The 11,630-nt window shown below is 65.7% G+C and carries 12 protein-coding genes and 1 pseudogene; 2 read left to right on the top strand and 11 right to left on the bottom strand.

Features of this window, described 5'->3' with window-relative positions; all coding sequences use genetic code 11:
- From ACYP33_RS33510 to ACYP33_RS33485, 6 genes are all read right to left on the bottom strand, one after another.
- On the bottom strand, positions 1-856 hold an 856-nt coding region (locus ACYP33_RS33510), incomplete at its 3' end, for a radical SAM protein (protein WP_459625485.1).
- Positions 857-1,041: 185 nt separating this feature from the next.
- Positions 1,042-1,209, bottom strand: coding sequence for a hypothetical protein (locus ACYP33_RS33505; RefSeq protein WP_459625410.1), 168 nt, complete (start codon positions 1,207-1,209; stop codon positions 1,042-1,044).
- 86 nt (positions 1,210-1,295) lie between these two features.
- The gene (locus ACYP33_RS33500) at positions 1,296-1,814 is read right to left on the bottom strand and encodes a nuclear transport factor 2 family protein (protein WP_459625409.1); all 519 of its coding nucleotides are present in this window, start codon (positions 1,812-1,814) and stop codon (positions 1,296-1,298) included.
- Positions 1,815-1,890: 76 nt separating this feature from the next.
- Positions 1,891-2,508 (bottom strand): hypothetical protein, encoded by a 618-nt coding sequence (locus ACYP33_RS33495; RefSeq protein ID WP_414447792.1) that lies wholly within the window; start codon positions 2,506-2,508, stop codon positions 1,891-1,893.
- Between the two features lie 46 nt (positions 2,509-2,554).
- Positions 2,555-3,340, bottom strand: coding sequence for a molybdopterin-dependent oxidoreductase (locus ACYP33_RS33490; RefSeq protein ID WP_459625408.1), 786 nt, complete (start codon positions 3,338-3,340; stop codon positions 2,555-2,557).
- The gene (locus ACYP33_RS33485) at positions 3,340-3,933 is read right to left on the bottom strand and encodes a cytochrome b/b6 domain-containing protein (protein ID WP_459625407.1); all 594 of its coding nucleotides are present in this window, start codon (positions 3,931-3,933) and stop codon (positions 3,340-3,342) included. The genes ACYP33_RS33490 and ACYP33_RS33485 overlap by 1 nt, the downstream gene beginning before the upstream one ends.
- A 633-nt stretch (positions 3,934-4,566) precedes the next feature.
- On the opposite strand from ACYP33_RS33485, the gene ACYP33_RS33480 reads away from it, so the two are divergent.
- Positions 4,567-6,636 carry a fused MFS/spermidine synthase gene (locus tag ACYP33_RS33480; protein ID WP_459625406.1) on the top strand — a complete coding sequence of 690 codons (2,070 nt, stop codon included), beginning with the start codon at positions 4,567-4,569 and terminating at the stop codon, positions 6,634-6,636.
- Between the two features lie 54 nt (positions 6,637-6,690).
- Here the strand turns inward: ACYP33_RS33480 and ACYP33_RS33475 are convergent, their stop codons facing one another.
- Entirely contained in the window at positions 6,691-7,599 is a 909-nt protein-coding gene (locus ACYP33_RS33475; RefSeq protein ID WP_459625405.1) for a DMT family transporter, read from the bottom strand.
- A gap of 247 nt (positions 7,600-7,846) precedes the next feature.
- Between ACYP33_RS33475 and ACYP33_RS33470 the strand changes: the two genes are divergently transcribed.
- Entirely contained in the window at positions 7,847-8,497 is a 651-nt protein-coding gene (locus ACYP33_RS33470) for a cupin domain-containing protein (protein ID WP_459625404.1), read from the top strand.
- Here ACYP33_RS33470 and ACYP33_RS33465 read toward each other — a convergent pair.
- From ACYP33_RS33465 to ACYP33_RS33450, 4 genes and pseudogenes are all read right to left on the bottom strand, one after another.
- Entirely contained in the window at positions 8,488-9,393 is a 906-nt protein-coding gene (locus ACYP33_RS33465) for a LysR family transcriptional regulator (protein ID WP_459625403.1), read from the bottom strand. The two genes, ACYP33_RS33470 and ACYP33_RS33465, sit on opposite strands and share 10 nt — an antisense overlap.
- 90 nt (positions 9,394-9,483) lie before the next feature.
- A complete protein-coding gene (locus ACYP33_RS33460) occupies positions 9,484-10,104 on the bottom strand; it encodes a DUF2894 domain-containing protein (RefSeq protein ID WP_459625402.1) in 621 nt (206 codons plus the stop codon).
- A 1-nt stretch (position 10,105) separates the two neighbouring features.
- Positions 10,106-10,780 carry an OmpA family protein gene (locus tag ACYP33_RS33455; RefSeq protein ID WP_414441747.1) on the bottom strand — a complete coding sequence of 225 codons (675 nt, stop codon included), beginning with the start codon at positions 10,778-10,780 and terminating at the stop codon, positions 10,106-10,108.
- Positions 10,777-11,630: pseudogene (locus ACYP33_RS33450) on the bottom strand (DUF802 domain-containing protein); the annotation flags it as partial. The pseudogene ACYP33_RS33450 and the gene ACYP33_RS33455, both read right to left, overlap by 4 nt.

Here is an 11,630-nt window from a genome sequence, read left to right as displayed (position 1 = left end):
GCACGTTGGCCTTCGCGTTGCACGACCACGTCACGCCGAGCTTGCCGAGGCCGCGGGCGATTTCCTCCACGCGCGGCTTGAAGTCGGTGAAGGTATCGTCGTCGAACATGATCTCCTTCACTTCGGGCATGTTGTCGCGAATCCACTTCACTTCGGCCAGCACGTTCTCGACCGAGCGCACGCGGTAGCGGTGGCCGCCCACCGTTTGCGGCCACAGGCAGAACGTGCATTTCGAGCGGCAGCCGCGGCCCGTGTAGATCGAGACGTACGGGTAATTCAGGTATCCGATGAAATAGTTGCCGATTTTCAGGTCGCGCTTGTAGACGGGCGCGACGAATGGCAGCTCGTCCATTTCCTCGATCATCGGGCGCGGGCCGTTGTGCTCGATCGAGCCGTCGGCGGCGCGATAGCTGAGGCCGAGTATTTCGGCGAACGGCTTGCGGTCGGCCACGTCGCGGCACGTGTAGTCGAACTCCTCGCGGCAGACGAAATCGATCGCGTCCGAGGCTGTCAGCGAGTTGTGCGGATCGACGGCCACCTTGGCGCCGACCATGCCCACCAGCACCGACGGCTTGCGCTGCTTGAGGTCCTGCGCGAAGGTCGCGTCGGTGGGAAACGACGGCGTGCTGGTGTGGATGATGACGAGATCGTATTCGGCGGCGATCTTCAGCGTGTCTTCCACCGACAGCCCGTCGGCCGGCGCGTCGAGCACGCGGCTGCCGGGCACCAGCGCGGCGGGCTGCGCGAGCCAGGTCGGATACCAGAACGAGCGGATTTCGCGCCTGGCCTGATAACGCGAGCCGGCGCCGCCGTCGAAGCCGTCATACGACGGCGCTTGCAGGAACAGGGTTTTCAGAATGCCGGCGTGCGGCGGGAGCGTGGCGGTGCGGCGGGGGGAGGGAGTCTGTGACATGCCTTCGATTCGCTTGCATTGGCGGCGCTGGATCGGAACATCGTGGGCGCGCCGCAGGGTATTCGCGATCGTACGAAACCGAAGCTGAAGGCAAGCTTAAGGCAGTGAGTGGGTGAGGCTGGTATCGCTCAAGGCGTGTCGTTGGCGTCGCGACGCGGCGGCAGCCAGGGTGCGGCCGGCGAATCGGACGAGGCGAGCGTGGCATGCAGCGGCGCACCGGGCGCGACGGTCAACAGCGAACTCGCGCCGAGCGCAAACAAGATGGCAAAGGCGGACAGCAACAGGCGCAGGGTCATGGGTACCTCTCGTGAAATTCCTTTCATTCAGGTACCCACTATGCACACAGTCGGCTTAAGCGAAGCTTGGAAGCGCTGACGAATCGTCAGCGCGACACGGTTTCATAGAGCAGCTTGCGCGCGGGCGGCGTGCCGTCCATCGGGAACAATTGGCGCGATCGAATCCGCCATCCGGCTTCGGTGCGCACCGCTTCCCAGCGATTGACCAGCACGCGGAAAATTTCGTGACCGCGCGACAGGCCGTGGTTCGGCAGCGTGGTTTCCGCGCCGCTGCGATTGAAGCGCACCAGCATCAGATACGACGTGACGACCGCCGTGTCGCCGTCCAGTTCGATGCGAGGCAGGTTGCCGAAATGCGCGAGGCCGCCCGAGAGCGCGGCTTCATGCGCCTCGCTCTCGACCAGTTTGATCAGCTTGTCGCGGCCGCTTGCACCCGGCGCGGCCGTGCCGCGATCGAATACGGCGTCCTCCGTATAGAGCGTCGAGAAGAACGGGCCGTAGCCCGTGTCGGCGCTCAACGGATGAGCGGCGATCAGGTCGTAGATCGCGAGCTTGTCCTCGATGAGTGCGAGGCGTTGTTCGATCGTGGTCCGCGAAAGCGCCAAGGCGGTTTCCTCTGGTTCGGTGTCGAGGTAGGGAAGATGGCAACCGCATGACAATGCGTGCGGTTGCCCAAGGCCATTACATCGGCGGCGCGACGCCATCCTTTTCGACCACCACGAATTGCGCGTCGTAGCCGTCGCCGCTCTTGGCCGGCGTGGCCACCACGAACACCTTCTTGCCGGCGGTCAGGTCGGCGCGCGTGGCGGGGATCAGCGTGACGACCGGCGCGGTGGCCGGCACCGTCACGGTGTTGTTGCCGCCCTTGTACGACAGCTTCAGGTCGCGCCCGCTGGTGCCTTGCACGACGGTATCCACGTTCGCGTTGGTCATCGAGCTGTTCGCACCGAGATCCCACGCGTAATGGCCCTCGCCCGTGCCGCGCGCGGCTTCGGGGAACACCAGCACTTCCTTGGCGACGAGCTTGCCGTCCGGGCCAGGCACCGAGGCCGCGCCCACGTAGGAGCCCGGCTTGATGTCGGAAAGCTGGATCGCCTTGACGGCGTTCACATGCGAGGCGTCGCTCATCTTGAGCACGACCGTGTCGCCGCTGCGGCGATGCACGGTCAGCGTGTTGTCGGCGAGCGAGACGACGTCGCCGCGAATCCGTTGCGGCTTGGCGGCCGGGGTTTGCGCGAACGCGCCGCCGGCCAGCGTGAGGGCGATGACGGACGTGGCCAGCTTGAGACGAAAGGACATAAGGACTCCGAGGGTAATGCGATTGAAAAGGCTGGCGGCGGGCGTGTCAGGACCCGCCGAACCAGTTGTAGCCCTGGTTTTCCCAGTAACCGCCGGGAAATTCATTGGTGATCGTGATGCCGACGATGTGTTTCGCGTTCTTGTAGCCGAGCTTGGTCGGCATCCGCAATTTCATCGGGAATCCGTACTTGGGCGGCAGTACCTGGCCGTCGTAGGACAGCGTGAGCTGCGTTTGCGGATGCAGCGCCGTGGGCATGTCGATGCTGGTCCAGTAGTTGTCGGCACAGTGCAGCGCCACGTATTTCGCCGTGGTGTCCGCACCGGCCAGCAGCAGGAAATCGGCGAAGCGCACGCCGCCCCATTTGCCGATCGCGCTCCAGCCTTCGATGCAGATATGGCGCGTGACCTGGCTGTGTTGCGGCAGCGCGTTCAGCTCGCGCAGCGTCCAGTTGCGCTGGCCTTTCACCAGGCCCGTCAGTTCGAGCCGGTAGCTGGCCGCATCCACGTCGGGCACCTGATCGATGTCGTAGAACGCGTTGAACGGGAACGGCCGCGTGATCATCGAATCGGGGTAGGTCGGCGCGAGCTTGCCCGGGTCGAACAGCAGCGCCTGCGCCCGGTCGTTGAGCGTGGACACCTTGCGCAGCATCGCTTCGATTGACGCGCCGTCGGTCGGGTTGCAGCCCGTCAGCAGAGCGAGGCCGCCGAGGCTCAGGATTCGCTTGCCGAACAGGCGTCGCGATTCCGACGTCAATTCGTTGCGTGCGTCCTTGACGATGGAGTCCGCGTCGAGCGCGGGCGCCGGTGGTGTCGTGCCTTTCGTGCGCATCATCAGCGGCCCCGGATCATCGTCAGCAGCGAGCGCGGCACCAGCGCGACCATGACGATATGGATGACGAAGAATGCCGCCAGCCCGCTCATCGCCACGAAATGAACGATGCGCGCCGTGTCGTAGCCGCCCATCAGCGTTCGCAGCAGCGGAAACTGAACCGGCTTCCAGATCGTCAGGCCCGACAGGATCACGAGCGCGATATCGGCGATCACGAGCAGATAGGCGAGCTTCTGCACCGCGTTGTAGCGGCGCAGGTCGGCGTGGCCGAGCTTGCCGCGCAGGGCGGCCAGCAGGTCGGTGGCGACCGCGCGCGGGTTCAGCGGAAACAGCATGCGGCGCAGCCGCCCGGTCAACGTGCCCAGCACCAGATACGCCGCGAAGTTGGCCACCAGCAGCCACATCACCGCGAAATGCCATTGCAGCGCGCCGCCGAGCCAGCCGCCCAGCGTGATGGTGGCGGGGAAGTGGATGGCGCTGAAGAGGGGCGACGCGTTGTACACCTGCCAGCCGCTCATGCACATGAGCACGACCGATACGGCGTTGATCCAGTGGAACGCGCGGACCCAGCCGGGATGAATCGTTGTGATGTTCAAGATAGTCTCGCGGTCGGCGCCCGATGCTGCGAGGGCGCCGATGTTTGCGCGGCAACGTGCCGTCGATGGCATCAGGATCGCGTGTGGGGCGGCCTGGCGGTATCGGTCGAATGTCCGATACGGGGTGGGTTGGGGCGTGAGGCGGTGTTCGGCGGGGGCGCGGGCGCTTTTTAAGTGTGGCTTAAGCATCGGCAGCCCATAATCGGCCGCGATGTACGCACTGTAACGGTGGGAGTCGTGTTAGCGGAGAGGGATGGCCAGTTGGACTACGGCAGCCATCCATCGAAACGGCGCAGCTCTCTTGGACCCGGTCGATGACCGGGTCTTTTTTTATTTGCGGCGGTTTTTTGGGCTGCGTCCGGCCCGGAGCGCTCGGCTGCTCCTTTCGAAATTGTCGCTGCAGGTCATTTTCCTGTCGTTTCATTCCCTGACAATCCGTCAGACCACACCCACCCACGCGCCGCCCGCCTCGCTTCCAGAGGATTCAACGTTCAATTCATCGCGCGGTATACCGTATGAATGTTTCTGTGCAGAATGGCGGACATTCCGCACGATCGACGTAGCTCACAATATCGAAATTGTCGAAAGGTTCCGGTAGAAAGCGAAACGGATTCGATAAAAATACGTTAGAAGATGATTACCTTTCTGTACGCCTGCACCATCACGCTGAGTGCCTTTCTATTATTTCAAGTAGAACCCCTGATCGGAAAAATCATCCTCCCCGGGTTCGGCGGATCGGCGGCCGTATGGAGCACCTGCCTGCTTTTCTTTCAGGTGCTGCTCGTCTTGGGCTATCTGTATTCGCATCTGACGATCCGTTTCCTGACTGCCAGGCGGCAAGTGCTCGTGCATGTCCTGCTGCTTGTCGTGAGCCTGGCGCTGTTGCCGATCAAGCCGGTCATGCACGGGATAACGGCGGCGAACGGCAATCCCGCCTTGACCATAGTCGGCCTGCTGACCATGAGTATCGGCTTGCCGTATTTCATGCTGTCGACAACGGGGCCGTTGGTGCAGGCGTGGTTCGGCCGAGAGAAGGTTCGTGTGGTGCCTTACCGCCTGTTTGCGCTTTCGAACGTCGGATCGATGCTGGGCTTGCTCAGTTATCCGATCGTTTTCGAGCCGTGGTTGCCGCTGCATCTTCAAACGATAGGGTGGTCCGCCTCCTATGTCGTGTTCACGCTGGTGTGCGGAACCCTGGCACTCAGGGCTTCGCGTACGGAACAACAAGCGCCGACGCCATCGGCGGATGATGCGGTCGAGCGGCCTCGCGCCAGGATGTTGGCAATCTGGACCCTGATGGCCGTATGCCCCTCGGTGCTGCTAATGGCGGTCACCAGCTATCTGACTCGCAACGTGGCGCCCATTCCGCTTTTATGGGTGTTGCCGCTTGGGCTTTACCTGTTGAGTTTCATCTTGTGCTTTGAAGGGCGGATGTGGTACCGGCGAAGCCTCTGCGTCTTTCTTCTGATTCTCGCATTGGTCGGAATGACGGCAGGGTTTCTCGGCTTTCTATCTCGGGACTCGCTGTTCCTGCCAATCGTCCTGTTTAGCGCGGGGCTATTTTTCGGCTGCATGATTGCTCACGGAGAACTCGCCAGGCTAAAGCCGCATCCACGCTATCTGACGTCGTTCTACCTTGCGCTGTCGGTTGGCGGTGCGATGGGGGGCGTGTTCGCGGTATTCATCGCGCCGAGTTTTTTCAATGGCGATCACGAGTTGCCCCTGGGAATGGGCGCGATGGCCGTCTTCGCGCTGATCGTCACCTTTCGAGGCATGACGAGAGGGCCGAGCAAATCGGCTGGACCGGTGGCTTGGTTGGGGCTGGCGACCATGACCGTGGTGGTCGCCATCCTGATTGCGAGCCTGTATTACGGCACGGTTTTGAGACTCGCAAGCACCAGGCTTTCTGTCCGGAATTTTTATGGAACGCTGGCCGTCAGTGATCATGGCACCGGTGAGCAGGCCAAACGCGTGCTGTCCAACGGGTTGATCGTTCATGGCGAGCAGTATTTGGCGGCCGACCGCCGAGCCTGGCCGACGACCTATTACGGCGAACATTCCGGCGTTGGCATGGCGATCCTCGCCAACCGGACAGCGCAAGCTCAACACGTGGGCGTGATTGGGCTGGGGGCCGGCACGCTGGCGGCCTACGGCCGTGCGGGTGACGATTACCGATTCTATGAAATCAATCCGCTCGACATTCGCATTGCACGTTCGGAATTCAGCTTTCTTTCGGACTCCCCAGCGCATGTTTCCATCGCATCAGGCGATGCGCGTCAGACGTTGGCGCAGGAACGCCCTCAGCAGTTCGATCTGCTGGCGGTCGATGCCTTTTCAGGCGACGCGATTCCTGTTCACCTGCTGACCCGGGAGGCATTCGGCATTTATTTTCACAACCTCAAGCCCGGTGGCATGCTGGCCGTGCATGTGACGAACCATTATTTGGACCTCGCTCCGATCGTCAAGCTCAATGCGGCGTTCTACGGAAAGGAGGCGAGGGTCGTGAAATCCGAAGTGGGCGACTCGGATGGCGGGAAGGGCGAGTTGAAATCGATTTGGGTGCTCGTTTCAGATCGGGCGGATAACTTCTCGCGGAATCAATTCCTGGGGAATGCGAAACAGATCGAGTTGCCGGACGGATTCAAGCCCTGGACGGACGATTACAGCAGTCTCTATTCTGTATTGAAGAGAAAGACTGACTGACGCGTTTTCGGAACAGTCCGCCAGGTCTTGATTGCCGGGTTATGGCCCGGCTCCTCACCCCCGCCCCCGCCAAGCCACGAAAGCCACCCCCAAAATCGCCATCCCACCCCCTACCAACGTCGCCACCCCCGGTCGTTCCCCCGTCATCCCCATCGACAGCACCGTCGCCGCGGCCGGCACCAGGTAAAGAAAGCTCGACGCCCGAGCCGCCCCGAAATACCCCAGCCCCACCGTCCAGCTCGCATACCCGAGCGCCGCCGGAAACACCCCCAGCACCAGCACCGCGCCCAGCGTGCCCGGCGACGCAGCCGGCGCGGCCAGCGAGCCGATCGCGCCGGGCAGCCACGGCGACAGCAGCAGCGCGCCGGCCAGCAGCGTGTAGGCGGTGCTCGGCAGCGCGCCGTAGACGGGAATCAGGCGCCGCTGCAACACGAAGTAGCCGGCCGATGCCAGCGCGGCCACCAGGATCAGCGTCGCGCCGCTGCCCGGCACGAGGCCGCCCGGCTGCCCCCAGGCGATCACGCCGATGCCGGCGAAGCTGAACAGCGAGCCGATCCATCCCCAGCGGTTGAATTTCTCGCGCAGGAACAGCGTGGCGAGAATCGCCGTGAAGATCGGCGAGGTGCTCATGATGAACGCGGCCGCGCCAGGCGCGACGGTCAACTCGGCGGTGTTCAGCAGTGCGTTGTAACTGGCGATGCCGAGAAAGCCGGACACAAGAAACCATCCGGCGTCGCGCAGCGACGGCCGGGTCGGGCGCCGGTAGCAAAGCCACACGATAACGAGCACGGCGGCCGTGGCGAAGCGCGCGGCGGCAAGCTGCATCGGCGCGAGGCCGTGCAGCCCGATCCGGATGAACGGGAAGGCCGAAGCCCACGACAGGATCGTGAACGCGACGGCGCCGGTGGCCCGGGCCGACGAAGCCGGTTTGTGTTGGGCGGGCAAGGCGGCGGACGGCGTCATGAGCAGGCTCCTGGATCGAATGGACGGGATTCATTGTCCGGGTCAGGCCGCCCGCGATAAACGGAGCCCGCGCCGAAACAGAATCCGTCCGGGCCGGACAATGCGCGCGAGATTGTACGGTTCGCCCGGATTCTGTTGCGCGGCCCGGCCGGCTTCCTGCCCGCGCCGCGATTGCGCACACTGGCCCCGGCAGGCAACCGTCCGGTTGCCGATGTCTCGAACCGATGCACCGCAGGGAGCGACACCCATGTCCATTTCACTGATCGAACACGCCTGGATCGACCTCTCGGCCGCGCCGCATGCACCGTTCGCGATCACGCCTCTGAGCGACGCCGACGCGCCGTGCTGGAGCGGCGTGCTCGATCTCGGCCCCGGCGCGATGCATACGCTCGATGCCGGGCTGCGCCACGATCTTTTTGTTTTGCAGGGCGAAGTGAATGCCGATGGCCAGCGTCTCGCCACGGGCGATTTCCTGACGCGTTGTCACGCCACGGTGGTGCGAGCGGGCGAGGGCGGCGCGCGCGTGCTGCTCTATCGTCAGGCATGCGATACGTTGTGCCAACCCTTGCTGCAACCATCGGCGGGGCGGGTCTGGCACGGCGGCATCAACCCGCACATGCGCATCGCGCCGCTCGCGGGCGGCCGTCATCATGTCAGCCTCGTGGCATGGCAGCCGCAGGCGCGCACCCGCGCGCATGCGCATCCGAGCGGGGAGGAAATGTTCGTGTTGAGCGGGGTGCTGCGCGACGGCGAGCGACATCATCCGGCCGGCACCTGGCTGCGCCTGCATCCGGGTGCGGAGCACGCGCCATTCGCCGACGAGCCCGCCGTGATCCTGCTGCGCCACGGGCATCTGCCCGATACGAAAGATCGAGCAGGCCCGGCGAATCAGGCCTGATCGGCCTTGAGCAAGTCGATCAGCGCGCGGACCTTCGGCGCGGTGTGCTTGCCGGGCGGCAGCAGCGCGTGGATCGCCGAGCGCACGGTGGCCCATTCCGGGTACAGGCGCACGAGCCGGCCAGCGGCCAGGTCGGCTCGCACCGAAAAATCGGGCAGCACGGCGAGGCCCGCGCCTTCGCTCACGGCCGAGCGGCACGCGTAGGCGGTATCGGCCTGCAGGCCGGCGGAGAACGCGATCTCGCAGGTGTCGGTGGCGCTGCCGTGGCGGTGCATCGTGAAGCGCGCGGGATGATGCAGCACCGACAGCGCCACGAACGGCAGTTCGGCGGCGTCGCGCAGGTCGTCGGGGAGCGCATGGCTCGCGACGAACCCGGGGCTGGCGACGAGCCACTTCGTGTAATGGCCGATGGCCACCGCGCGATGGCTCGAATCGTTCAGTTCCCCCAAGCGAATCGCCACGTCCACGCCTTCCTCGATCAGGTCGATCAAGCGGTCGGCCGACACCATGGCGACGCGCAGCCTGGGGTGTGCCAGCCGCAGCCGGGCCAGCACCGGTGCGAGCACGATCGCGCTGTACTCGACGGACGACGCCACCCGCAACGTGCCGCTCAGGTCGTCCGGCGACGGGCTGGCGATCGACACGGCCTCGTCGGCGAGCCGCACGATTTCCCGGCACGTTTCGAAGAACGCCTCGCCGGCTTCGGTCACGCTCACGCGCCGGGTGGTGCGCACGATCAGGCTGGCCTGCAACTGCTGTTCGAGGCGCTGGATGCTCTCGCTGACGGAGGTCTTGCCGATGCCGCGCCGCTCGGCCGCCCGCGTGAACGAGCCGGTTTCCACCACGGCGATGTAGTTGAGCAGGTGCTCGAAGGTCAGGTTGCGCAGGTCGGGCATGGCGAGGGCGGGGAGAGTGGCGAACGCGGCCGCCAGTGTGGCACGGATTTGCCGCGTTGCGCCTAGCCGGCGCTCGAGGCCGGGTCGGCTTCAGCGCGCGGTGCGCGTGCCGCGTTTCGGCTTCTTCGCCGCAGCGGCGCGCGGTGCTTCCTTGGCGGCGGTCGTGGCCGGATCGCCACGTTGCAGATCGTCGAGCCAGGACAGTGTTTCCGCGTAGCCGAGGAAGTGACGCAGGTAGTCCGGCGAGATGTCGCGCATCTGCAGCAGCGCGCGGTGCACGAGGCTGCTCGAATTGAGCGGGCCGGCGTTCTTCGGCACGCTGTCGAGCGAGACCTGCACCTGGCGGTCGGCGCTCAGTTTCGACCAGAGCTCGCGGAAATAATCGAGCACGGCGGCGGGCGGCGCGCTGCGGGCCGTGCGGACCTTGTCGAGACTGAGCGCGGCGAACGGGCTGGGCAGCGGGGCGGCGGGCGCTTGGTTCGACGCCGCGCCGCGTGCCTGTTCGATGCGTGCCGCGTAGTCTTCCAGCAGCGCGTGCAGGCGTGTGTCGATCACGCGCCGCGCTGCACCGCTGTGCGCGTTGGCGCGGCGATGCAGCGCATCGATCAGGCCGAAGCGCAGCGGATCGATGCGGTCGCAACCATCGGCTCGCCAGGCGTCGAGGCGGGCGCGGGCGGCGTCTTGCGGCAGGTCGTCGGAAGCGTGGCGCATGTCAGTGCGCCACGGCGGCGGAGGTGGCGCTTGCCGCCGTGGCGGTCACCGAACTGGTCGGGCGCGGCACCGCCGCGATCTCGACGCGGCGGTTCTTGGCGCGGCCCGTTTCATCCGCATTGGAGCCGACCGGCTGCTCCGAACCGAACGCCGCCGCGAACACCGACGGCGCGGGCACGCCCGCATCGATGAACGCGCGCGTGACGGTCAGCGCGCGCTCGGCGGACAGCTCCCAGTTGTCGGCGAAGCGGTGGTTGCCGGCGCGCACCTGCTGGTCGTCGGCGAAGCCGCTGACCATCAGGATCTGGTCGCGATCATGCAGGTAGGCGGTCAGCGGCCCGGCGAGGCTGCGCAGCAGGTCGCGGCCGGCCGGCTGCAATTGATCCGAATTCACGGCGAACAGCACGTTGCCCGCGATCCCGATGCGGCCGTCCACCAGCGTCACGCGGCCGGCCGCGAGCGGGCCGGCCAGCGCCTGTTCGAGCGTCTTGCGGCGCTGCGTTTCCACCTGCCGCTGCTTGACCTCGTCGGCCAGCCGCGACGACGCTTCGAGCTGCATGCCGATCACGCCCACCAGAATCAGCACGAACGCGCCGAGCAGCGCCGCCATCAGGTCGCCGAACGCGGCCCAGACGGGCACGCCCGCGTCGAGGCCGCCGTCGATATCGTCGTTCATGCCGGCTTGGCTCCGTCAAGGCGTTGCAGGTTTTCGACGATCTGCTGCTGCGACATCAGGCTCAGGTCGATCACGTCCTTGGCCTGCGCGACGTAGTAGGCCAGTTGCTCGTCGCTGCGCGCAAGCGATTTGTCGAGCGCGCCTTCGATGCGCTGCAGTTGCGCCATCAGCTTGTCGTTCGATTCGCCGAAGCCGGCCACGGCCTGACCGAACGCCTCGGCCAGGCTGGCCATTTCGACGGCGCTGCCCGTGACTTGCGCGGATACCCCTTCAAGCGCCTGCGCGCCCGTCTCGACCTGCCGGTCGAAGCGCGTGCCGACACGGTCGAGCAGGTCGGACGAGGTGGATACCAGCGCATCGATCGCGCCGCGTTGCTCGTTGCTGGCGTGGCTGACGGCGTCGAGCAGGGTGGCGACGGTCGAGAGCAGGCGGCCGCGTTCCTCGAGCATCGCGGTGTCCTGCACCATGCTCTCGGACAGCTTCTGACGCAGCTCCGCGACCACGTCGGCGGCGGCGCGCGGCGCTTCGGCGGCTGCTTCGACGAGGCGCGAGATTTCGGCGAAGGTGTCGCGGGCGTGGGTTTCGGTTTGCGCGGCGATGGCGGTGGCGGCTTGCGCGAGCGCGTCGCAGATCGCTTGCTGGCGCTCGGCGGCTTGTGTCGAGGCGGCTTGCCAGGCGGTGGCGTTCGCTTCGGCGGCGCGGGCGATTTCGGTGATGGTGCCGCTGGCGCGCGCTTCGCCCTGCGTGGCGATCTCGCCGGCCGCGTGTTCGAGCGCGGTGCAGATGCGCTGTTGATGCTCGGCGGCTTGCGCTGCGCTGGCTTGCCAGGCGGCGGCGTGTGCGTCGGCGG

The sequence above is a fragment of the Burkholderia sp. 3C genome, from assembly GCF_054589155.1.
This window is presented reverse-complemented; position numbering and strand designations above follow the sequence as displayed.